Below are 20,043 nucleotides of genomic sequence, written 5' to 3' on the forward strand. Positions count from 1 at the left end.
CGGTGTATTCTGCCCCCCTGTGGGCTGCCGGGGCAGGGCGGTCGGTGGCGAATTATACTGTGGGGGCGTGGGAGGCCGGGAATGAGTCATTCGCGACGCTGCCGGCCGCGTGGGTGACCAGCCGAGTCAGGCCTTGATCTGCTTCCGGTCGGACTCCTCGCCGGAGATCTCGATCCGGCGCGGCTTGGCCTTCTCGGCGACCGGGATGCGCAGCGTCAGCACGCCGGCCTCGTAGTCGGCCACGATGCGGTCGGCGTCGAGGGTGTCGCCGAGGAACAGCTGACGGGAGAAGACGCCGAGGGGGCGTTCGGAGACCTGCATCTGCACGTCGTCACCGCCGGGGAAGGGACGTCGTTCGGCCTTGACGGTCAGGACGTTGCGCTCGATGTCGAGCTCGATGGCGTCCTTCGTGACGCCGGGCAGGTCGAAGCAGACGACGAACTCGTCGCCGGCGCGGTAGGCGTCCATGGGCATCGCGGCCGGCTTGGACCAGGTGCCGGGGCCGCCGAAGACCTGCTGGGCGAAGCGGTCGAGCTCGCGGAACGGGTCGGTGCGCATCAACATCGTTCTCCTCCTGTTCGATGTTCGGGCGTCAACACGCACTGCTTTTCTATCATGTCGTCCGAACGATGACAAGAGGGAAGTCGTCGATGTGATGACGTCAGCCGGCGGGTAGGTCGATCTCGGCGTGCCGTTCGGCGAGGGTCCGCGCCAGCTCGGCCAGCTTCACGTTCAGGTCCTGGGAGGTGCGCCGCAGGACGTCGAACGCCTCCTCCGCCGAGACGCCCCGCCGGGCCATGATGATGCCCTTGGCCTGGCCGATCACGTCCCGGCTGTCGATCGCCTTGCTCAGGTGCGCGGCCTGCAGCCGGCCGCGGGTCACGGCGTCGGTGGCCGCGACGGCCAGCGACGCGTGGGTGGCCAGCAGCAGCAGGACGTCGCGGTCGGCCTCGTCCAGCCCGCCGGCGGAGCGCGAATAGACGTTGAGCGCGCCGACGGACCGGCCGGTCGGCTCGCCGGGGATGAGCGCGGTGGAGAGGACGGCGCCCACCCCGAGCCCGACGGCGGCCGGCGCCCACTGCGGCCAGCGGGGCTCGTCGGCGAGGTCCGGCGCGATCGCCACGGCCGGACCGGCCGGCACGGCGGCCTCGACGCACGGCCCTTCCCGGAACCGGTACTGCAGCAGGTCCAGCTCGACGGCGACCTCGTCGGTCTCCGCGGGCGTGTGGAACTGCCCGTCGGCGTCGATGAGCGTGAAGCTGGCCAGGTCGGCGGAGGGAACCATGAGCGTGGTGGCTTCGAGGACGCGCTCCAGGACGTCTTCGACGCTCGGCGCGGTGAGCAGCCGGCTCGTCAGCCGGACGAACTCCCCGGCCAGCGGGCCGGTGCCGCGCCGGTCCGCGCCGGAGACGAACCTCTCCTTGTCGCGCTGCCACTCCTGGTCACTGGTCACGGTGCGAGCCGGTTCTCGGCCTCGGCGAGCGTGCGGTGCAGGGGCAGCTCGGCCTCGAGTCCCAGGGCCCGGACCGGGCGCAGCACCGCGCGGCTCTCGGCGACGACGGCCACCGGGACCCCCGCCGCGCGGGCCGCCGAGACCGCGTCCAGCACCACGCCCAGCCCGCGGGCCGAGCAGAAGGCCAGCCCGGTCAGGTCGATGACCAGCGCTCTCGGTGCCAGTTCGAGCTCTTCGCCCAGCAACGACGCCAGGTGGTCCGTCCGCGCCAGGTCCAGCTCGCCCGTGACGGCCACGGTCGTGCGTTCGGCCGTCGTCGTGATCGCCGTGCTGGACGGTGCGTTCGCCAGCAGGGCGATGCCCGGGCGAATGATGGTGGCTTGCATGGTTTCTCACCTCGATCCCGGCCGGCGCGGGAGCGCGCGCGGCCCCTCGGGGTTCCAGGAGGCGGCTGCTGTGCTCAACCGCAGCGACGCCGACACTACCCCCGCGCGGCGCCCCGAGTCACCAGGCACGCGCCGGTATCGTGCCTCCGATGGGTGACGACACCTGGGCCGCATTGGCCGGCCGGTTCGCCGACGACGCCTACGCGTCGGTGAAGGGCCGCGTGCGCACCTACGTCATGCATCGCCAGCTGCTGGAACACCTCCCGGCGCCGCCGGCCGCGGTGCTCGACGTCGGCGGCGGCGCCGGGCACCAGTCCTTCCCGCTGGCCGAGGCCGGGTACGAGGTCACGCTGCTGGACTCATCGCCCGCGATGCTGGCCAAGGCGCGGCAACGGCCGGGTTCCGGGCGCGTGACGTTCATCGAGTCCGACGGCGAGCACGCCGAGGAGGCGGTCGGCGGCCGGCGCTTCGACGCCGTCCTGTGCCACGGCGTCCTCGGGTACCTCGAACGGCCGGAGCCGGTCCTCGACCAGCTGTGCCGGTGCGCCGCGGCCGGGGGCGTGGTCTCGATCCTGGCGGGCAACGCCGGCGCGATGGCGGTGCGCCCGGCCCTGGAACAACGCTGGGAAGACGCGCTGGCGGCGTTCGACGCCCGGAGCGAGATCGGCGTGCTGGGCGTCCCGACGCGCGCCGACACAGTGGCGGAGCTGGGCGAGAGCCTGCGCGACCGGGGCGTGGAACCCGTGCGGTGGTACGGCGTCTGGCTGTTCGTCGACTGGCTCGGGTTCGGCGGCGCCGAGGTGGATCCGGCCGACGCGGAACGCGTGGCGGCCGTCGAGTTCGAAGCCGGCCGGCGAGACCCCTACCGCGGCCTCAGCCGGGTCTTTCACCTGGTGGGGCGCAAGGCCTGACCGGCCGTTTCGGCCAGCGTCAGCAGTTCGTCCAGGACCTCCGCCGCGAGGTCGGCCAGCGACCGCTCTTCGCGCAGCCACCGGGTGAACGCGATCCCGAACACGGTGGCCCCCGACTCCGCCGCGAGAGTGGCCGCGACCTCGTCGATGCCCCGGGCGCGCAGGGCGCCGGCGACCGTCGTGGCCAGCGTCGTCAGCTTGTGGTGCTCCCGTTCCTGCAGCGCGGGGTTGCGGTCGATGACGGACTGCCGCGTGCGGGAGTGCGGGCGGCGCTCGTCCGGGAAGAAGGACGCCGCCGACCGCAGCGCCGAAGCGACGACTTCGAGCGGCGACGCGTCCGCCCGCGCGGCGGCGACGCCGTCGAGGAACGCCTGGACCAGCAGCTCCTGCCCGTGGAAGAGCACCTCGCGCTTGTCGCTGAAGTGGCGGAAGAAGGTGCGCTCGGTCAGGCCGACGGCCTGCGCGATCTCCGCCGCGGTCGTCTGCTCGTACCCGCGGGTGGCGAACAGTTCGAGCGCGGCCCTCTGCAGCCGCTCCGCGGTCCCCGGTTCCCAGCGCACCATGCGGCCGAGTCTAGTGATGGCAGCGGCTGACATAAAGGCGTACGGTATGGATGTCAGCGACTGACGTCGGTCACTGACATCACGGATCTCTCGAAGGAGTGCACGTCATGCGCGTTTTCGTCACCGGTGCCTCGGGCTGGATCGGCACCGCCGTCGTCGGCGAGCTGCTCGCCGCGGGCCACGAGGTCAGCGGGCTGGCCAGGTCGGCCGGGTCGGCCGCGAAGCTCGAAGCGAAGGGCGTCCAGGTCCGGCGCGGCGATCTCGACGACCTCGCCGGCATCCGCGCCGGCGCCGAGGCGGCCGACGCTGTCATCCACCTGGCGAACAAGCACGACTTCGCCGACCAGGCCGCGTCGAACGCGGCCGAGCGCGGCGCCGTCCAGGCCATCGGCGACGCGCTCGCGGGCAGCGGCCGCCCGTTCCTGCTGGCGTCCGGAGTCGCGGGCCTCGCGCAGGGCCGGCCGGTCACCGAAGCCGACGCGTCCCCCTTCCACGGCCCGGACTCCCCGCGCGGCGGCGCCGAAAACCTCGCGCTGGAGTTCGCCGACCGGGGCGTGCACCCGGTGAGCCTGCGGTTCTCGCCGACCGTCCACGGCACCGGTGACCACGGGTTCATCGCCCACCTGTCCGCGATCGCCCGCGAGAAGGGGGTGGCCGGTTACCCCGGCGACGGCACGAACCGCTGGGCGGCGGTGCACGTGACGGACGCGGCGCGCATGGTCGTCCTCGGTCTGGAGAAGGCGCCCGCGGGCAGCCGGTTGCACGCGGTCGCCGAGGAGGGCGTGCCGACGAAGGAGATCGCGGAGGCGATCGGCCGGGCGTTCGACCTGCCGGTCGCGTCGATCGACGCCGGCGACGTCCCGGACCACTTCGGCTGGATCGGCGGGTTCTTCGCGATGGACCTGGCGGCGACGAGCACCGCCACGCGGGAGCTGCTGGGGTGGACGCCGACCGGGCGGACGCTGATCGAGGACCTCGACGGGGGTGCGTACGCGGGCTAGTCCGCGTGGTTGATCGCGCTGATCCGGTCCTGGAGCCGTTGCCGCGTTGACGAAAGCGCGTCCCGCGGGGCCGGCTCCAGTGGCCGCGCCACGGTCTCGTCGCCCGCCGGGCCCGGCACCGGGTAGACCTGCTTCTCCCCGGGCAGCGGGACGCCGGGGCAGATCGTGGCGGCCGGGCGGGCGCCGCCGAGGAAGTAGCCGCTCACCAGACCGTCCACACAGGAATTGCCGCTGACCGCGTACTGGCCGTGGAACGGTGAATCCGCCACCGAAACCATCGGGACGCCGGCCGCCCGCGCCGCCGCTTCGGCCTGTTCGTAGCCGGTCTGCGGGTCGAACTCGCCTTGGACGACGAGGACGTTCTTCGCCGCTTCCGGCGACAGCCGGGGCAGGGGGTGGCGGGGGAGGTCGGACCAGAAGCCGCACGGCTCGCTGAGCCCGTAGGCCCAGCCGAACAGCGGGTACGCCGGGCCCTGGAGATCGCTGAGCAGCTTGTACCAGGTCGCCGCGCGCACCGGCTGGTCGCCGCACGCCACGGCCAGCCGGGTGCCGCCCACGTCGGCGTAGTCGGGCTCGGGCGGCGCCACGTCCGCCGCCGTCAGCTGCGCCGCGGGCCGGCCGAACGCCGTGCGCGCCACGCGGTCGAGGTCCGCCGCCGACGGCGGGGGCGTGCCGTCGAGGGCGGTCAGGCCCTTGGTGAGGATCAGCGCGCCGACCAGCCACTGCTTCGTGCTGCCGTTGCCGACGAAGACGTGGTCGAAGACGTCCGGCGACACGCCTTGGTCGCGGAAGTACCCCCGCACCCGCTCCCAGTTCTTCTTGACCTCCGCGACGGTCTTGCCCAGCTGGTCCGGGAACCGCCGGGCCAGCCACGGCGCGTAGACGTGGTCGAACTGCCGCTGGTCGATCTTCGGGAACGCCTCGAAGGCGGCCTGGAGCCGGCCTTCGAAGTTGACGCTGGAGTCGAGCACCACCCGCCCGGCGTGCTCGGGGAACAGCGACGCGTACTTCGCGCCGAGCCAGGTGCCGTAGGAGTAGCCGAGGTAGTTCAGCTTTTCGTCGCCCAGCAGCGCGCGGATCAGGTCCATGTCGTGCGCGGTCTGCCAGGTGGTGACGAAGGGCGCGAGCGCGTCGCTCTGGCAGGCCTCGGCCACCGCCCGCGGCGTCCGCTGGTGCAGCGCGATGCTGGCGGCCGACCGGTCACGCGCGTCGAGGTCGTCCTCGGCCGGCAGCCGCCCGAGCGGCACCCGGCAGACGAACCCTTCGTCGTCGCCGCCTTCCTGGCCGGTGCCCCGCGGGTCCATGCCGACGAAGTCGTAGTGCTCGTTCACCGCCGGTTCCAGGCCGGCCAGCGCGCCGGCGAGCGAGGTGCCCTGCCCGCCGGGCCCGCCGGGGTTCACCAGGATCGCGCCCCGCCGCTCGCCGGTCGCGGCGGCGCGGCTGATCGCGACCCGGAGGTCCTTCCCGGCGGCCGGCGCGGACCAGTCCCGCGGGACGGTGATCCGCGCGCACTGGGCCTTGCGCCCCTTGAACGGGCAGCTGCCCCAGGCGACCTGCTGGGTCAGGTAGGGCGCGAGCGGATCGGGCGTGGTCGCGGCGGCGGGCGCCGTGGCCGCCACCAAGACCGAGACGGCCACCGCCAACCCCGCACGCGACGTCCGCACCGCAGCTTCCTTCCTCGATCCCCGGCAATCCGGGAACACCCAAGCACGGCGGGACGGGCGTCGGCAGCCCGGAGACCACCGTTCGCGCCGCGAATTCCCTCGATCCGGTGATCAGCTGGGCGGTTCCGCCTCGCCGGCGTCCTCCTCGACGTCCTGGTGCTCGGGCTCCTCGCGGTCGACCTCGGGGATCTCGACGTCGAGGTCGAGCTCCGGAGTACCGGGCGGGCGGGGCGCGTCGGGGGTGATGGGTCCTTGCTCGGCTTCGGTCATGGGTGGCGGTTACCCGGGAGCCGGCGTCCCAAGCGCTCCCGGGCCACCGCGGCGGTCACCGGCAGAAGGCCGTGTCCACAGCGGACAGCACCGCCTTCGCCGCCTTCTCCCCGTCGCCGAAGGTGCCCGGGAGCGCGGTGACGGCGAGCCCGACCGAACGGCCGTCTTCCGTGGCGCCACCGCGGGTTTCGTAGCCGTCGATGTCGCCGCCGTGGCCCCAGTAGACGCCGCCGCAGCTCAGCGGGACGCGGAACAGGCCGAGGCCGTACTGCCACCCCGGGAACAGCGGCGCGTCGACGGTCTTGCGCATCTCGGCCAGCTGCGCGGGCGGCAGCAGCTTGCCGCCGAGCAGCGCGCGCGAAAGCCGCGCGAGGTCGCTCGGTGTCGAGATCAGCTGGCCGGCCGCGCCACCCCACGACGGATCCATCTCGGTCGCGTCGACGACCGTCGCGGAGGTGCTGTTCGCGAGCGCGTAGCCGTGCGGGTGCGGCCCCTGGATGGTCTCGTCGCCCGGCTGCGGCCAGTAGGTGTCGCGCAGCCCTGCCTTGGCGATGACCCGCTTGGTGATCTGCTCCTGCACCGGGCGCCCGGTCACGTGCTCGATGAGCAGGCCGGCCAGCAGGTAGTTGGTGTTGCTGTAGTCCCACTTCGTGCCGGGCGCGAACTTCGCCGGGTGGGCCAGCGCCGCGGCGAGCAGGTCGTGCGGCTGGAAGAACTTGTGCCGGACGTCTTCGAAGTTCTCCACGCCGAGGTACTCGGTGTAGTTCGGCAGCCCGCTGGTGTGCTGCAGCAGCTGCCGGACGGTGATGGCGGTGCCGTCGATGCCCTCGCCGCGCACCAGCCCGGGCAGGTACTTCTCGATCGGCGCGTCCAGCTCGACCTTGCCCTCGGCCACCAGCTGGAGGACGACGACCGCGGTGAAGGTCTTCGTGTTGCTGCCCGCCCGCACCCGGCCGTCGCGCGGGACCGGGACCGGGCGGTCCAGCCGCGCGGACCCGGCGACCAGCGACGCCGACGAGCCGTCGCGGCCCACCCAGGCGAGGGCGGCCGGGAACCGCTCCTGGTTGACCAGCGCGTCGAGGCTTTCCTGCACGGGCGACTTCGGGTTCGCGGCCGGTGGGTTCGCGGCCGCCGCCGTCGTGGTCAAGCCGCCCAGCAGGCCCGCTACCGTCAAGATCACTGCACCCTTGCGCATCGCTGCTCCTCTGTCCGTCCCGGATCGATACGGAAATGCTGCTCGAATCCGGCACGAAGATCAGTAGCGCGAGCCACCGGATCCGGGGTAGCGCTGGCGCTACCGCGGGAAAACCCGTTGCCGACGGGGTGCTTCCCTGCGACGGTGGCGCCGTGAGCACGACTATGCGCGCGGCGGTCTGTGTCGGAGCGGGTGGACCGGAGGTGCTGGAGGTCCGTGAGCTGCCGGTACCGGCGGTCCGGGAGGGCTGGAGCCTGGTCCGGGTGAAGGGCGCCGGCCTGAACCGGTCGGAGCTGCGGACCCGGCAGGGCCACTCGCCGGACGTGCGGTTCCCGCGCGTGCTCGGCATCGAATGCGTGGGCGTCGTGGCCGCGTCGACCGACCCGGCGCTGCCGGAGGGGACGACCGTCGCGGCGGTGATGGGCGAGATGGGGCGCGAGTTCGACGGCGGCTACGCGGAGTACGCCCTGCTGCCGAACGCGCTGCTGATGCCGATCACCACCACGTTGTCCTGGGAGGTCCTGGCGGCGCTGCCCGAGACGTACCTGACGGCCCAGGGCGCGTTGGACGCGCTGGGCATCGAGCCGGGGACGCGGCTGCTGATCCGCGGCGGGACGTCGTCGGTCGGCCTGGCAGCGGCGTCGATCGCGGCGGGCCACGGCGTCGAGGTCGCGTCGACGACCCGGCGGCCGGACAAGGCGGGCGCGTTGACCGCGGCGGGCGTTTCGCACGTCCTCATCGACTCCGGCCCCTTGGAACTGCCCTGGGCTTCGGCGCCCGACTCCGTGCTGGACCTGGTCGGCGCGCGCACGGCGGTGGACTCGCTCCGCCTGGTCCGCCGGGGCGGCACGGTGTGCGTGGCGGGCTCGTTGAGCGGGTGGTCGATCGCGGACTTCCAGCCGGTGGCGATGATCCCGTCCGGCACCCGGCTGACGGCCTTCCACAGCAAGGACATGAAGGGCCGGGCGGACGTGCTGCAGCGGATCGTCGGCGAGGTCGAGGCGGAGGTCCACCGGCCGCACATCGACCGGGTCTTCGGGCTCGGCGAGATCGTGGACGCGCACCGGTACATGGAGGACGACCAGGCCAGCGGGAAGCTCGTCGTGGTGCCTTAGCCCTGGTCAGGGGCCGAGCAGCTCGTCGAGCATCGCCCGGACGGCGGCCGTGCTAGTCCTTGGGCACCTCGACCGGCGCCTACAGGCTCGGCAGGTTGACGACGATCCCCTCCTGGCTGCTGCGCGCGATGATCACCACGGCTTCTTCGTCGGTCGGGTTCTCCTCGCGGTGCGGCACGTACGGCGGCACGAAGATGTAGTCCCCGGGTCCCGCCTCGATGCGCACCTCCTCGTCGCCGTCGGCGAAGACGAAGACCGGGTGACCCGACTTCACGTAGATCGCCGTCTCGGCTTCGCCGTGGTGGTGGTCGCCGGAGTTCGTCACCGGGGCGACGTGCGTCTCGCCCATCCACACCTTCGACGACCCCACCGTCTTGCCGGAGATCGCCTCCAAGCGCCGCATTCCGCTCGTCTGGTTGGTGTCGCCGGTCAGGTCCGCGCCGCGGATGTGCCGCAGCGGCTGGTGCCAGAGGTCGGTCATCGGAGTCGTCCCTTCGTCACCGCCATCGTCCCCCGGTGGTGATCACAGGTCGAGCACCAGCCGGGGTGAGCACGAGCGGGAGACGCAGATCATCATCACGTCGCCCGCCCGCCGTTCCGCCGCGGTCAGCACGGAGTCGCGGTGGTCGGGCGTGCCGCCCAGGACGCCGGTTTCGCACGTGCCGCAGGTGCCTTCCTGGCACGACGACAGGACGGGGATTCCCGCATCCTCGACCGTCTCCAGGATCGTCCGGTCCGCCGGGACCTCCAGGACGCGGCCCGACCCGGCCAGCTCGACCTCGAACGCCGTGTGCGCGCCGTCGTCCGGCCGAGCGGCGAACCGCTCGACGCGCAGGGCGTCTTCGGGCCAGCCGGCGCAGTGCTGTTCCACCGCCGCCAGCAGGGGTTCCGGGCCACAGCAGTACACCGCGGTGTCCGGCCGCGGCTCGGCCAGCAGCGCGGGCAGGTCGAGCAGCCCGTGTTCGTCCTGCGGCCGGATCGTCACGCGGTCCGCGTGGCGCCGGAGATCGGCGGTGAAGGCCATCGAGGAGCGCGTCCGGCCGCCGTAGACGAGCTGCCACTCGCGACCCGTCCCGTCGACCCGGTCGATCATGGGCAGGATCGGCGTGATGCCGATGCCGCCGGCGACGAACAGGTAGCGCTTGGCGTCGACCAGCGCGAAGTGGTTGCGCGGCCCGTCCACGGAAATGCGTTGCCCGGCAACGAGTTCGTCGTGCACGTACGCCGAACCACCGCGGCCGTCGAGCTCGCGGAGGACCGCGACCTGGTACGCCGACGGGTCGCCGGGCCGCCCGCACAGCGAGTACTGCCGGACGACGTCCCCGGGCAGCCGCAGATCGACGTGTGCCCCCGGTTCCCAAGCGGGGAGCGGTTGCCCGTCCGGTGCCCGGAGTGTCAGCCGGACAACGCCGTCGGCGATCTTTTCCTTGTTCGCCACCACCAGGTCCAGGGTCATGCGTCGTGTCCTTCGGGGTGGGCGAGCAGCCATTCCCACAGCCGCACGGGGTCGTCGAACTCGCGCTCGGCCGAGCAGTGGCAGACCGCGCGCAGCCGGTCGGTGCCGAGCACCCAGTGGATGCGGTAGACACGGTCGCCGGTGAGCATCGGGCGCGTCACGACGCGACCAGCCGCTGCAGCAGCCGGCGCGCCGCGAGACCGCCGGTGTCGATGTTGACCGACAGCTCCTGGTAGCCGTCCGGCTCGGCGGCGATCACCCGCTCGAGGACGTCGAGCGCTTCGACGTCCTGCAGGACGACCGTGCGGTTGTTCTCCGCGAGGAAGGCCGAGACGCCGTCGTCGTCGAGGGCGAAGTCGCGGGCCACCGCCCAGAAGTCGTGCGTCGAGTGCTCGGTCTCCGGCGTGATCGCGTAGACGACCTCGACGTGGAAGGCGTCCGGGTCGCTGCCGTCCGGGTTCGGCACCGAGCCGACCGGCGCGATGCGGCTGTGCAGCTTGTACAGGCACGGTGGCGTGTACTCGATGTCCTGCCAGCGGGTGATCCGGCCCTGCAGGCCGGTGGACTTGGCGTAGAAGGGCGGGCACGCGGCGTCGGCCATGTGCCGGGACACGTAGACGATCCCGGCTTCGTCGTCGACCTCGGTCGTGATCGGCGTTTCGGCGACCTCCGGCGTGCCGATGTAACCGCCGTGCAGGTAGGTCTCGTGCGAGAGGTCCAGCAGGTTGTCGACCAGCAGCGCGTAGCGCGCCTTCAACGGCTCCATGCCGGCGACCGTCGTGTACCCGGGGGAGTCGAGGTACGGCGCTCGCGGGATCTTCGCGGCGTCCGCCCGGTCCGGGTCGCCGATGAACACCCAGACGAAGGAGTCCTGTTCCACCAAGGGATAGCTCCGCAGGCGCGCGGTCCGGGGCACCCGGGTCTGGCCGGGCACGGACACGCACTTGCCGTCGACGCCGTAGGTGAAGCCGTGGTAGCCGCAGACGACCTGGTCGTCGACGAGCCGGGAAGGCGCCTGGGACAACGGGAACCGGCGGTGCACGCAGCGGTCGGCCATCGCGGTGATCCCGCCGTCGCGGGTCCGCCAGAACAGGATCGGCTCACCGCAAATGGTGCGGCTGAACAGGTCCTGGCCGATCTCGGAGCCGTACGCGGCGACGTACCACTGGTCGCGGGGAATGGCGCTCATCGGTTTCGTCCTCTCGTGGCGGAGCTCACAGCCTGCGCTCACGACGCGGCGCCCACGAAGGGCCTTTCCATAAGATGGAAAGATCAGCCGAGCGCGCGCGAGATCGCGCGGGCGCTGGTCATGACCAGCGGGGCCAGCGCGTGCGGTGAGGCGCTGCCGTACCGGACGACGAGCGACACGGCGGCGACGACCCGGCCGCGCGCGTCGTGGATCGGCGCGCCGACCGAAAGGCTGTCGAGGGTCACCTGGCGCTCGCTGGTGGAGAAGCCGTGGGTGCGCACGTCGGCCAGCATGTGCCGCAGGCGGTCCGGGTCGGTGACGGTCTCGGGGGTGTACCGCTCGATCGGGTTGCGCAGGACGTCTTCCTGCACGTCGGCGGGCGCGTGGGCGAGCAGGACGAGCCCGACCCCGGTCGCGGTGAGCGCGAACCGGCCGCCGACGCGCGTCAGCACGGGAACGGCGCCGGTCCCGGCGATCCGCTCGATGTAGACGACTTCGGTGCCTTCGCGGACGGCGAGCTGCACGTTCTCACGGGTGATCTGGGAGAGGTCCTCGAGGAACGGCAGCGCCCGCTCACGCAACCCCAGCCCCCGCGGCGCGAGCGACCCGAGTTCGAACAGCCGCAGCCCGACCCGGTAGACCCCGGCTTCGTCCCGTTCGAGGGCGCCCCACTCGCAGAACTCCCGCAGGACGCGGTGCGCGGTGGCGGCGGGCACCCCGGCCCGGCGCGCGATCTCGCTCAGCCGCAAGGCGGGGTGGTCGGGGGTGAAGGCCCCGAGCACCCGCAGCGCCCGCCCGAGAACGGGCCCGGTGGCCCCCGGAGCACGACCTCGACGCGGCACGGCCACCGAGCATAGTGGACGAAGCTCTCCGTCCCGCTCGCTCCGCTGTCTTGAACCGCACCGCGCCACGGGCCCCCGCGCTTCAGAGGCTGTGGGCGACGATGTCGCCCTGGCTGGTGGTGGCGCGGATGGACAGTTCGGCCGTGCCGTTGTTCTTGAGGGTGTTGTCGACGCGGCCGTAGGACGTGCCGGCGTCCAGGGAAGCCGAGACGCCCGCGGCGGCGCCGACGGTGATCGAGCCCGCCTGGGTCGTCAGCGTGACCAGGCCGGCCGCGGCTTCGCCGATGCGGATGTCGCCGCGGGCCGTGGTGATCTCGGCCGGGCCGGCCAGGCGGCCGATCTCGACGTCGCCGTCGGTGGCGGTGAGGTGGACGCTCGCCGCCTCGTCGAGCTTGATGTGGCGGTACGCGCCGGTGAAGGTGACCTCGCCCAGGCGGCCGGTGCCGTCGAGTTCGCTGCCGGCGGTGGTGGCTTCGACGCGGGAGTCCGCGGGCAGCCCGACGGTGACCTCGACCGAGCCCGAGGAGCCGAAGTACTGGTTCTTGCCCTGCGGGGTGTGGACGCGCAGGACACCGTCGGCGAAGGTGACGGTGGTCTGCTCGGCGGCCTTGACGTCGCGGTTCTTGCCCGGGTCGGCGGGGCGGACCTCGACCGTGGTGTCGGCGCGGTCGGTGGCGGCGAGCCGGACGCGGCCGGCCGGGAAGTCGAAGACGGCGGTGATCGGGGCGGCGGTGGCGAAGGTGCGCATCGTGTTCTCCTGGGAATCCGTGGCCCCCGGTGGTGGGGACGAGAACCACCTTCGCCGGTCGGGCTGACACCCGGCGGCCACGGCGCTGACACGGCGGCTGACACGGCCGCCGGTGACGCGGGAATCACGGGTGATCGCGGTGCGGCATTCGGGCGCAATGCGAGTCGTGCATTCGGTTCAACCGGGCGTGGGAACATTTCTCGCGGTCTGTCACAGTAGTTCTGAATGGACAGTGCATTCGCGACGGTCCGGACGCGATCAAGCTCGACAAACGTGCTACAGTAAGGAAAATCCGCGCGCAAACGCCGCGCCGCAAACGAGTCGGATCCGGATCGGTTACGGCGAAACGCGATGTCGATCAGTTGAGATTGCTCACCACGGCTTTTTCCGCTTTTCGCGTTTCTCGATGCCATTTCGGTGGATCCCTGGAGCGTCCCATTCCTCCGCTGAAGGAGACCACCATGAGAGTTCGCAAGACTGGCATCGCGGCGATCGTCGCGGTCCTCGTGACCGCGATGGTCGCCCTCTTCACCGGTGCGGCCGGGGCCGCGTCCGCCGCCCCGGCCCCGGCCGCACCGGCGATCCCGGCGCTGTCCACGCCGATCACCGGCACGTTCACCGACGCGTCCGGCGGCACCGGCACGGCGGCCGGCACCTTCACCCCGACCGATTTCGCCACGGACGGCAGCACCCTGCTGGCCAACGGCGTCGCCGACGTGACCATGACGGACGCCGCGGGCCAGCCGGTCGGCACCGAATCCCGCGCGGTCACCGTGCCGGTCGGCGTCGCGGCGGCGTCCTGCGAAATCCTCGACCTGGTGCTCGGGCCGCTCGACCTCGACCTGCTCGGCCTGGTCGTGCACCTGGACCGGGTCCACCTGAACATCACGGCCGAGTCGGGCCCCGGCAACCTGCTGGGCAACCTGCTGTGCGCGGTCGCCGGCCTGCTCGACCCGGGCCCGCTGACCAACCTGCAGGCCCTGGTCGATCTGCTGAACCAGATTCTCGCCCTGCTCCGCGGCTGACGCGTCGCCCCGCGATGACGGATCGGCTCACCTCGCGGTGGGCCGATCCGTCGCCGGGTGACCGGCCGGCGTAACGGCCGACCGTCCGGACGCGACTCACGCGTGTCCGGCGGGCCGGGGAGGCAGGATGAAGAAACGACTGGTGATCTGCTGCGACGGGACCTGGAACTCCCTCAAGCAGCCGGCCCGGACGAACGTCTCGCAGGTGTGGGACGCCGTGCCCGGCGAGGCCGCGGACGGGGTGCGCCAGCTGACCTGCTACCTCAAGGGCGTCGGCGCCGGTTTGCCGTGGCTGGGGCACCTGGCCGGCGGAGCGTTCGGCTGGGGACTGTCGGCCAACGTGCGGGACGCCTACCGGTTCGTCGTCGAGAACTACACGCCCGGGGACGAGCTGTTCTTCTTCGGGTTCAGCCGCGGCGCGTACACCGCGCGCAGCACCGTGGGCCTGATCCGCAACTGCGGCGTGCTGCGCCCCGAACACGCCGGCCTGATCGGCGAGGCGTACCGGCTCTACCGCGACCGCGACAAGGCGACCGGGCCGGACAGCGCCGACGCCGTCGGGTTCCGGAAGGAGCACGCCCACGAAGACGTGACGCCCATCCGGTTCATCGGGGTGTGGGACACGGTGGGCGCGCTGGGCATCCCGCTGAGCGGCGGCCGGCTGCTCCACCTGATCAACCGGCGATGGCAGTTCCACGACATGACGCTGAGCTCGACCGTGCAGTCGGCTTTCCAGGCGCTGGCGGTGGACGAGCACCGGAAGTCCTACGTCCCGGCCGTCTGGAAGCCGTCGGCGAAACCCGCGGAGCGGAACCAGGAACGGGAGCAGGTCTGGTTCGCCGGAGCCCATTCCGACGTCGGAGGCGGGTACCGGGAGCACGACCTGTCGGACCTCGCCCTGCGGTGGCTGGCGAACCGGGCCGAACGGTGCGGTCTCGGCTTCGACCCGGGCGCGTTCGGCGACCTGGCCCATGCGAACGCGAAGGGGGTGCTGCACAAGTCCCTCAACGCGTTCTTCCGGCTGTTCGGCTCCGCCGACCGCCCGATCGGCGAGGCGGACGTGCCATCGGAGTCGGTGGCCTCGAGCGCACAGGACCGGCAGCAGGCGATGGCGTACTCGCCCCCGAACCTCGCGACTTACCTCGAAGGCAGCCCGAAGATCACCACGGTCTGAGCGGATGAGGATCGCGCTGGCTCAGCGGCCGGAGGTCAGCAGGGGAACGAGGGCGTCGGGGCGGTCCAGCGGAATGATGTGGCCGCAATCCTCGATGACGTGGGACTCGAGGTCGTCGGTCACCGGGCGCAGCTGGCGCGCGAGGGTGTCGCCGACCGGGTGGGCGCCGATCGCCACGGTGGGCACGGTGAGCCGGCTGGTCGCGACGGCCTCCGCGATCTGCCGCGCGCTTTCGGGCATGGCCCGGTAGTGGGCGAACGCGCAGCGCAGCGCGTCGCGGCCGGTGTAGGCGGCGGTGAAGTGGTCGCGGAGCTCGGCCGGCACGCCGCGGCCGCGGGTGCCGGCGTCGAGGAACCAGCCGATGTAGCGGGCTTCGTGGCCGGTCAGCACCGTCTCGGCGAGGCCGGGGACGGCGTGGAAGCCGAACCACCACGGCGGCCCGGTGGCGAGGAAGTCTTCGGCGCCGGGGAGGCGGCCGAGCAACGACTCCATGAGGACGAGCCGGCGGATCCGGCCGGGCCGGCGCAGGGCGAGGAGGAAGGCGGGCGGCGCTCCCGCGTCGATGCCGGCGACCACCGCCGCCGGTTCGCCGAGGGCGTCGAGGAGGGCTTCGGCGTCGGCGGCGAGGGTGCCGGCGTCGTAGCCGCCGTCAGCGCGGGTGGTCGCGCCGAGGCCGCGCAGGTCGGGCGCGATCACGCGGTGGTGCGGGGTCAGGTGCGGGATGACCGCGGTCCACAGGCGCCAGGTGTGCGGGAAGCCGTGCAGCAGCAGGAGCGCGGGCCCGTCGCCGCCGATGGCGACGTTCACGTCGATGCCGTTCACGGTGATCCGGTGTTCGCGCACGCTGTCTCCCGAGTGGTTACCATTGGTTAGTGGCTAACGGTAGGTAACGACGTCGGCCCGGCCAAGACGGCACTTCCCTGACAGGTGGTGAGCTCCAGGTGACCCCCTCGCCGAAGGGCGCCCGCGGCGACCTCTTCGACCCCGCGTGCCCGACCCGCCGGCTGCTGGACCGGATCGGCACGAAGTGGACGTCGATGGCGGTCAAGGTGCTGGCCGACGCCGGCCCGGGCGAGGTGCGGTTCGCGGAGCTGCAGCGGCGGATGCCGGGGGTTTCGCAGAAGATGTTGTCCGTGACGCTGCGGAACCTCACGCGCGACGGCCTGGTGGCGCGCCGGGTCGAGCCGACGGTGCCGCCGAAGGTGCACTACCGCCTGACCGGCCTGGGGCGCTCGCTCGAGGTGCCGCTGGCCGCCCTGCGCACCTGGGCGGAGGAGAACATGCCGGCGATCGACCGGGCCAACGGCGCCGACCGGGAGTGACCCGCCGGGTGCCGAGGTGTGCCACGCTGGGGGAGACCGCCGCCGAAAGGAACTCCATGCACCGGCTCACCGTGCTCTACCCGCCGCCCGCCGACGAGGCCCACTTCCGGGACTACTACGTCGGCACTCATCTGCCCTTGGCGGCGAAGCTGCCCGGTCTCCTGCGGTCGCAGTACTCCTTCGACGTCGCCTCCCTCGCGGGGGATCGCAAGTACTTCGCCGTCTTCCACGCCGACTTCGAATCGGCCGAAACCATGGCGGCGGCGCTGGGCTCCGAAGCCGGCAAGGCCGTCGCCGCGGACGTGCCGAACTACGCCGACGGCGGCGTGGAGATGATCCACTACCCGCTCAGCTGAGCCCGGGCGCCGCGCCGGTCACCGGTGGCAGTGCGCGCCCGCGGCCGGCGGCACGTCCAGCGTCGGGTTGCGGTCGAAGAACCCCACCGGCTCGAGGGTGAAGCCCGTGTGGTCGACCGGCATGATCGGCCAGTCCTCGGGGCGCGGCACGTGCGTCAGGCCGAACGTGTGCCAGAGGACGACGTCCTCGCCGGCCAGCGAGCGGTCCTGGGCCGCGTAAGCCGGGAGCCCGGCGCCGCCGGCGTGCTGGTTGACGAAGTCGCCCGCCGAGTACCGTTCGGCCGGGTCGTAACGCGTCACCCACAGGTGTTTCGTGGCGAACGCGGCGCGGCGCGCGATGGACGACCGCGGGTCGGCGAGCAGGGTCGGCAGCCCTTCGGGGACGAGGGCGTAGCCGACCGGCCGGCCGAGGCGGTTCTCGCGGCCGGGGTTGACGATGTGCCACGTCCGGTTGCGGCCGGGATCGGCGTCGCGCTGGGCTTCGGACTCCGTCTCGAGAACGGTCCGCCGCGTGGTGAAAGCGTTGCCGCGTGGGTTGTCCGGCCCGATCGGCACGCGTTCGACGTCGATCTCCTCGACGCGGTTGCGGACGCCGTCGACGGTCATGTCGAGCCGCGCGCTGAACAGGTGCTGGTGCAGCGGCGCGCCGAGCCCGGGCGCGATCTGCGCCGCGTACGGGTAGTCGCCGCCGTCGTGGGCCGAGGTGAACACGACGCCGGTCGCCTTGGCTTCGAAGGCGATCGTGCCGTCGAGGGAGAAGTACCAGTAGAAGCCGTAGTCGTAATTGCCGACGGTGGTGAAGAACGACACCACCAGCCGGCGCTGACGCCGGGTCTGGGCGGACCCGGACCACAGATCCGTGTGCTTCCAGAGGATCCCGAAGTCCTCTTCGTGGATGCAGACGGCGTTGGGGAGCGTCTTCGGCTCACCCCGTTCGTCGGCGATCACCGCGTCCAGGTAGGAGATCTCGCCGAGGCAGTCGCACCCGAGCTCGAGCGCGTTCGCGTACCGGCCGACGAGGTACTCGCCGGTGTCGAAGTAGTTCTGCCACGACCGCACCGGCGCCGGGTCGGCGTAGGGCACCACCATCTCGGCGATCGAAGCGCGGTGGACGATCGGGCGCACGCCGTCGCCCTCGTCGAAGCCGATCTGGTGCAGGACCAGGCCTTCCCGGGCGTCGAACCCGACGCGCAGCGACCACTTCTCCCACGTGAGGAGGTTGCCGTCGAGGTGGAGGCTCGACCCCTCGGGCTGGGTGATCTCGATCGGTTTCTGCGTGGTGCGAAGGGGACCGCTGACCGCCGGGTCGTCGTAGTCGCCGGATTCGCGGGGGACCGGCACGGGACCGCTGTCGATGACCTGGTCGACGACCCGGTTCATCGTGTCGACGTAGGCGACCAGCCCGTCGATCGGGTGGGCCCATGCCGAGTCGGTTTCCTTCTCCTGCAGGAAAGCCAGGCCGCGCAGGATCCGCCGCCCGGCTTCGTCCGGGTACTCGTCGGCGTAGACGCCGGCCGAAAGCGGGGCCACGCGGACGTGGTCGACGGCCAGCCCGCGGGCTTCGAGCGCGGCGAGCCAGCGTTCGTCGGTGGCGAGGACCCGTTCCACGAGCTCGAACTCCTCGTCCAGCACCGGGAGCTGACCGGTGGTCGCGGTGTCGAGCTCGGTGGCGGACACGACTTCCGCGGCCACGACGTCGACGACGACGTCCCGCGAGGTCTGGGTCGCCAGGTCCAGCAGCAGCGCGCGGAACCGGCGGCCCGCGCGGCCGGCAAGCACGTCGGCTTTCGGGGGTTCTTCGAGCCCGACGTAGACGAACCGGGTGCTTTCGGCGACCAGTCCCGCCTGCTCGGCGGTTTCGCGGACGGTCCGGATCTCTTCGGCCGTCACCGGGGCGAGCGGATGCTGAGGCATCGGCGTCCTCCTTGAGCGCGTGCCGCAACTATACTGAACGCTTGTACAAAATAAAGAGGGCCGGGAGTCACGGCTGGGTCACGGCCTAGGCTGGGCGGACGAGCCGCCGCCGGAAAGAGAGCCTTCGTGCCCAAGGTCGTCGATCACGACGCGCGCCGCCGGGAGATCATCGCGGTGGTGTGGCGGCTCGTCGCCGAAGAAGGCATCCAGTCGGTGACCACCCGGCGGATCGCCGAAGCGGCCGGGTTCGCCAACGGGGCGCTGCTCTACTACTTCCCGAACAAGGACGCCGTCCTCACGGCCGCCTTCCGGCACATCTTCGAGGCGACGAACGCCCGCGCCGACGAGGCGGACGGGCAGCGCCGCGGCCTGGCCGGGCTCCGGACGCTGTGCCTGGAGATCATGCCGCTGGACGACGAACGCCGCACCGAGGCGCGGCTGGCGATCACCTTCTGGCAGCAGGCGCTGAACTCCCCCGAAAAGGCCGAGCTGCACGCGGGCTTCGTGAACCGCTGGCGGGCGGAGATGGGCGTCCGCCTGGCGGAGGCGGCGGCCGACGGCGAGATCGGCGAGCCGCCGAACGTCGACGCCGTCGTGGACGAGCTGCTCTCGATGCTCATGGGCCTGCAGATCCTCGGCGTCCTCTCGCCGCGGGAGGCCACCCCGCGGCGGCAGCTCGGTCAGCTCGACGAGTTCTTCGCCCGCCTCCGCGGCTGACGTCCGTTCAGGCCGGGATGCCGGCGCCGATGCCGTCGAGGAGGAAGCCGAGGCCGGTCCGGAAGGTCTGGCCGGCGTCCAGGTGGGCGGCGTCGCGGACGACCGTGGCCAGCGCGGGGTACCGGCCGGTCGCGAAGGTCCGCTCCAGGTACGGCCCGAAGGCGCGCTGCCACTGCCGCTGGTCCATCCCGGAGGCTCGCTCGGCACGCCGCTCGGCGATCTCCCGGCGCACCGTGCCGATCACGAACGAGTCGACCGCGCTGACCACCGGCATGACGATGTCCACGTCGAGGTCGCGCAGCGCGGACAGCACGGCTTCGCCCCGGGCCAGCGCGTTCGGCCCGAGCTGCGGCCGCCCGCCGATCAGGTCGGCGAGCCATTCGTGCCGGTGCGCGGCACGCCGGGTCAGTTCGGCGACGGAGGTCAGCACCTCCCGCCAGCCGTCGCCGGCCGGCCGGATCTCGGCGTACACCGCGTCGACCATCAGATCGAGCAGCTCCTCCTTGGTGGCGATGTAGCCGTACAGGCGCATCGGCCCGACGTCCAGCGCCGCGGCGACCTTCCGCAGCGACACCGCTTCCAGGCCGTTCGCGTCGGCCAGCCGGATCGCCGTCCGCACGATCCCTTCCCGGCTCAACGGGGCCGGGACCGGTCGTTCCGGCGGCTCCGGCCGTTCCCACACCAGCATGCGGGTGACAGTACATCGCATCCTGCGATACAGTGTATTGGAAAATACACTGTA

24 protein-coding genes are annotated in these 20,043 nt (G+C 72.2%); 8 read left to right on the forward strand and 16 right to left on the reverse strand.

The window, feature by feature from the left end:
• Positions 1 to 126 precede the first annotated feature (126 nt).
• The 3 genes from AB0N03_RS20710 to AB0N03_RS20720 all read right to left on the reverse strand — a co-directional run bounded on the left by AB0N03_RS20710 (position 127) and on the right by AB0N03_RS20720 (position 1,839).
• Positions 127 to 564, reverse strand: a complete 438-nt coding sequence (locus tag AB0N03_RS20710) for an Hsp20/alpha crystallin family protein (RefSeq protein WP_364373890.1) — start codon at positions 562 to 564, stop codon at positions 127 to 129.
• A gap of 97 nt (positions 565 to 661) precedes the next feature.
• Positions 662 to 1,453 carry a GAF and ANTAR domain-containing protein gene (locus tag AB0N03_RS20715; RefSeq protein WP_364373892.1) on the reverse strand — a complete coding sequence of 264 codons (792 nt, stop codon included), beginning with the start codon at positions 1,451 to 1,453 and terminating at the stop codon, positions 662 to 664.
• On the reverse strand, positions 1,450 to 1,839 hold the full coding sequence (locus AB0N03_RS20720) for an STAS domain-containing protein (protein ID WP_364373895.1): 390 nt from the start codon (positions 1,837 to 1,839) through the stop codon (positions 1,450 to 1,452). The genes AB0N03_RS20715 and AB0N03_RS20720 overlap by 4 nt, the downstream gene beginning before the upstream one ends.
• A 149-nt stretch (positions 1,840 to 1,988) precedes the next feature.
• On the opposite strand from AB0N03_RS20720, the gene AB0N03_RS20725 reads away from it, so the two are divergent.
• Positions 1,989 to 2,750, forward strand: coding sequence for a methyltransferase (locus tag AB0N03_RS20725; RefSeq protein WP_364373898.1), 762 nt, complete (start codon positions 1,989 to 1,991; stop codon positions 2,748 to 2,750).
• On the opposite strand, the gene AB0N03_RS20730 is transcribed toward AB0N03_RS20725, so the two are convergent.
• A complete protein-coding gene (locus tag AB0N03_RS20730) occupies positions 2,726 to 3,313 on the reverse strand; it encodes a helix-turn-helix domain-containing protein (protein ID WP_364373899.1) in 588 nt (195 codons plus the stop codon). The two genes, AB0N03_RS20725 and AB0N03_RS20730, sit on opposite strands and share 25 nt — an antisense overlap.
• A gap of 107 nt (positions 3,314 to 3,420) precedes the next feature.
• On the opposite strand from AB0N03_RS20730, the gene AB0N03_RS20735 reads away from it, so the two are divergent.
• The gene (locus AB0N03_RS20735; protein WP_364373901.1) at positions 3,421 to 4,314 is read left to right on the forward strand and encodes an SDR family oxidoreductase; all 894 of its coding nucleotides are present in this window, start codon (positions 3,421 to 3,423) and stop codon (positions 4,312 to 4,314) included.
• Here the strand turns inward: AB0N03_RS20735 and AB0N03_RS20740 are convergent.
• The 3 genes from AB0N03_RS20740 to AB0N03_RS20750 form a co-directional block, all read right to left on the reverse strand.
• A complete protein-coding gene (locus AB0N03_RS20740) occupies positions 4,311 to 5,978 on the reverse strand; it encodes an alpha/beta fold hydrolase (RefSeq protein WP_364373904.1) in 1,668 nt (555 codons plus the stop codon). The two genes, AB0N03_RS20735 and AB0N03_RS20740, sit on opposite strands and share 4 nt — an antisense overlap.
• Positions 5,979 to 6,089: 111 nt before the next feature.
• Positions 6,090 to 6,248 carry a hypothetical protein gene (locus tag AB0N03_RS20745; protein WP_364373906.1) on the reverse strand — a complete coding sequence of 53 codons (159 nt, stop codon included), beginning with the start codon at positions 6,246 to 6,248 and terminating at the stop codon, positions 6,090 to 6,092.
• Between the two features lie 55 nt (positions 6,249 to 6,303).
• Positions 6,304 to 7,443 (reverse strand): serine hydrolase domain-containing protein, encoded by a 1,140-nt coding sequence (locus tag AB0N03_RS20750; protein ID WP_364373909.1) that lies wholly within the window; start codon positions 7,441 to 7,443, stop codon positions 6,304 to 6,306.
• 152 nt (positions 7,444 to 7,595) lie between these two features.
• Here AB0N03_RS20750 and AB0N03_RS20755 point away from each other — a divergent pair, with 152 nt between their 5' ends.
• Positions 7,596 to 8,558, forward strand: coding sequence for a zinc-binding dehydrogenase (locus AB0N03_RS20755; RefSeq protein WP_364373912.1), 963 nt, complete (start codon positions 7,596 to 7,598; stop codon positions 8,556 to 8,558).
• Positions 8,559 to 8,637: 79 nt separating this feature from the next.
• On the opposite strand, the gene AB0N03_RS20760 is transcribed toward AB0N03_RS20755, so the two are convergent.
• The 6 genes from AB0N03_RS20760 to AB0N03_RS20785 all read right to left on the reverse strand — a co-directional run bounded on the left by AB0N03_RS20760 (position 8,638) and on the right by AB0N03_RS20785 (position 12,793).
• Positions 8,638 to 9,039 carry a cupin domain-containing protein gene (locus AB0N03_RS20760; RefSeq protein ID WP_364373915.1) on the reverse strand — a complete coding sequence of 134 codons (402 nt, stop codon included), beginning with the start codon at positions 9,037 to 9,039 and terminating at the stop codon, positions 8,638 to 8,640.
• Between the two features lie 42 nt (positions 9,040 to 9,081).
• Positions 9,082 to 10,014 (reverse strand): PDR/VanB family oxidoreductase, encoded by a 933-nt coding sequence (locus AB0N03_RS20765; RefSeq protein WP_364373918.1) that lies wholly within the window; start codon positions 10,012 to 10,014, stop codon positions 9,082 to 9,084.
• Positions 10,011 to 10,175 (reverse strand): hypothetical protein, encoded by a 165-nt coding sequence (locus AB0N03_RS20770; RefSeq protein ID WP_364373921.1) that lies wholly within the window; start codon positions 10,173 to 10,175, stop codon positions 10,011 to 10,013. The genes AB0N03_RS20765 and AB0N03_RS20770 overlap by 4 nt, the downstream gene beginning before the upstream one ends.
• A complete protein-coding gene (locus AB0N03_RS20775) occupies positions 10,172 to 11,203 on the reverse strand; it encodes an aromatic ring-hydroxylating dioxygenase subunit alpha (RefSeq protein ID WP_364373923.1) in 1,032 nt (343 codons plus the stop codon). The genes AB0N03_RS20770 and AB0N03_RS20775 overlap by 4 nt, the downstream gene beginning before the upstream one ends.
• An 83-nt stretch (positions 11,204 to 11,286) precedes the next feature.
• Positions 11,287 to 12,051 carry an IclR family transcriptional regulator gene (locus AB0N03_RS20780; protein ID WP_364373926.1) on the reverse strand — a complete coding sequence of 255 codons (765 nt, stop codon included), beginning with the start codon at positions 12,049 to 12,051 and terminating at the stop codon, positions 11,287 to 11,289.
• 76 nt (positions 12,052 to 12,127) lie between these two features.
• A complete protein-coding gene (locus AB0N03_RS20785) occupies positions 12,128 to 12,793 on the reverse strand; it encodes a DUF4097 family beta strand repeat-containing protein (protein ID WP_364373929.1) in 666 nt (221 codons plus the stop codon).
• Between the two features lie 461 nt (positions 12,794 to 13,254).
• Here AB0N03_RS20785 and AB0N03_RS20790 point away from each other — a divergent pair, with 461 nt between their 5' ends.
• Positions 13,255 to 13,818, forward strand: coding sequence for a hypothetical protein (locus tag AB0N03_RS20790; RefSeq protein ID WP_364373932.1), 564 nt, complete (start codon positions 13,255 to 13,257; stop codon positions 13,816 to 13,818).
• A gap of 127 nt (positions 13,819 to 13,945) precedes the next feature.
• Positions 13,946 to 14,992 carry a DUF2235 domain-containing protein gene (locus AB0N03_RS20795; RefSeq protein ID WP_364373935.1) on the forward strand — a complete coding sequence of 349 codons (1,047 nt, stop codon included), beginning with the start codon at positions 13,946 to 13,948 and terminating at the stop codon, positions 14,990 to 14,992.
• 21 nt (positions 14,993 to 15,013) lie between these two features.
• On the opposite strand, the gene AB0N03_RS20800 is transcribed toward AB0N03_RS20795, so the two are convergent.
• On the reverse strand, positions 15,014 to 15,835 hold the full coding sequence (locus AB0N03_RS20800) for an alpha/beta fold hydrolase (protein WP_364373938.1): 822 nt from the start codon (positions 15,833 to 15,835) through the stop codon (positions 15,014 to 15,016).
• Positions 15,836 to 15,933: 98 nt separating this feature from the next.
• Here AB0N03_RS20800 and AB0N03_RS20805 point away from each other — a divergent pair, with 98 nt between their 5' ends.
• Both AB0N03_RS20805 and AB0N03_RS20810 read left to right on the forward strand, forming a co-directional pair.
• Complete coding sequence (locus tag AB0N03_RS20805) at positions 15,934 to 16,314, forward strand: helix-turn-helix domain-containing protein (protein ID WP_364373941.1); 381 nt, start codon at positions 15,934 to 15,936, stop codon at positions 16,312 to 16,314.
• Positions 16,315 to 16,370: 56 nt separating this feature from the next.
• On the forward strand, positions 16,371 to 16,670 hold the full coding sequence (locus AB0N03_RS20810) for an EthD family reductase (RefSeq protein WP_364373944.1): 300 nt from the start codon (positions 16,371 to 16,373) through the stop codon (positions 16,668 to 16,670).
• A gap of 18 nt (positions 16,671 to 16,688) precedes the next feature.
• Here the strand turns inward: AB0N03_RS20810 and AB0N03_RS20815 are convergent, their stop codons facing one another.
• Positions 16,689 to 18,584: a primary-amine oxidase gene (locus tag AB0N03_RS20815; RefSeq protein WP_364373947.1), complete on the reverse strand. Its 1,896-nt coding sequence runs from the start codon at positions 18,582 to 18,584 to the stop codon at positions 16,689 to 16,691.
• A gap of 126 nt (positions 18,585 to 18,710) precedes the next feature.
• Between AB0N03_RS20815 and AB0N03_RS20820 the strand changes: the two genes are divergently transcribed.
• Positions 18,711 to 19,301, forward strand: a complete 591-nt coding sequence (locus AB0N03_RS20820) for a TetR/AcrR family transcriptional regulator (RefSeq protein ID WP_364373950.1) — start codon at positions 18,711 to 18,713, stop codon at positions 19,299 to 19,301.
• 7 nt (positions 19,302 to 19,308) lie between these two features.
• Here AB0N03_RS20820 and AB0N03_RS20825 read toward each other — a convergent pair whose 3' ends face one another.
• Positions 19,309 to 19,989, reverse strand: a complete 681-nt coding sequence (locus tag AB0N03_RS20825) for a TetR/AcrR family transcriptional regulator (RefSeq protein ID WP_364373953.1) — start codon at positions 19,987 to 19,989, stop codon at positions 19,309 to 19,311.
• Between the last annotated feature and the right edge of the window lie 54 nt (positions 19,990 to 20,043).

Origin of the sequence: Amycolatopsis sp. NPDC051061, from assembly GCF_040682935.1 — a bacterium.
Lineage (GTDB): Bacteria > Actinomycetota > Actinomycetes > Mycobacteriales > Pseudonocardiaceae > Amycolatopsis.

Bases quoted from the DNA above. Each gene is read 5' to 3' on its own strand.
- AB0N03_RS20785 (WP_364373929.1), bottom strand. From the start codon at position 12,793: ATGCGCACCTTCGCCACCGCCGCCCCGATCACCGCCGTCTTCGACTTC.
- AB0N03_RS20745 (WP_364373906.1), bottom strand. From the start codon at position 6,248: ATGACCGAAGCCGAGCAAGGACCCATCACCCCCGACGCGCCCCGCCCG.
- AB0N03_RS20710 (WP_364373890.1), bottom strand. From the start codon at position 564: ATGTTGATGCGCACCGACCCGTTCCGCGAGCTCGACCGCTTCGCCCAG.
- AB0N03_RS20750 (WP_364373909.1), bottom strand. From the start codon at position 7,443: ATGCGCAAGGGTGCAGTGATCTTGACGGTAGCGGGCCTGCTGGGCGGC.
- AB0N03_RS20765 (WP_364373918.1), bottom strand. From the start codon at position 10,014: ATGACCCTGGACCTGGTGGTGGCGAACAAGGAAAAGATCGCCGACGGC.
- AB0N03_RS20730 (WP_364373899.1), bottom strand. From the start codon at position 3,313: ATGGTGCGCTGGGAACCGGGGACCGCGGAGCGGCTGCAGAGGGCCGCG.
- AB0N03_RS20825 (WP_364373953.1), bottom strand. From the start codon at position 19,989: ATGCTGGTGTGGGAACGGCCGGAGCCGCCGGAACGACCGGTCCCGGCC.
- AB0N03_RS20810 (WP_364373944.1), top strand. From the start codon at position 16,371: ATGCACCGGCTCACCGTGCTCTACCCGCCGCCCGCCGACGAGGCCCAC.
- AB0N03_RS20725 (WP_364373898.1), top strand. From the start codon at position 1,989: ATGGGTGACGACACCTGGGCCGCATTGGCCGGCCGGTTCGCCGACGAC.
- AB0N03_RS20815 (WP_364373947.1), bottom strand. From the start codon at position 18,584: ATGCCTCAGCATCCGCTCGCCCCGGTGACGGCCGAAGAGATCCGGACC.
- AB0N03_RS20795 (WP_364373935.1), top strand. From the start codon at position 13,946: ATGAAGAAACGACTGGTGATCTGCTGCGACGGGACCTGGAACTCCCTC.
- AB0N03_RS20735 (WP_364373901.1), top strand. From the start codon at position 3,421: ATGCGCGTTTTCGTCACCGGTGCCTCGGGCTGGATCGGCACCGCCGTC.
- AB0N03_RS20775 (WP_364373923.1), bottom strand. From the start codon at position 11,203: ATGAGCGCCATTCCCCGCGACCAGTGGTACGTCGCCGCGTACGGCTCC.
- AB0N03_RS20720 (WP_364373895.1), bottom strand. From the start codon at position 1,839: ATGCAAGCCACCATCATTCGCCCGGGCATCGCCCTGCTGGCGAACGCA.
- AB0N03_RS20790 (WP_364373932.1), top strand. From the start codon at position 13,255: ATGAGAGTTCGCAAGACTGGCATCGCGGCGATCGTCGCGGTCCTCGTG.
- AB0N03_RS20760 (WP_364373915.1), bottom strand. From the start codon at position 9,039: ATGACCGACCTCTGGCACCAGCCGCTGCGGCACATCCGCGGCGCGGAC.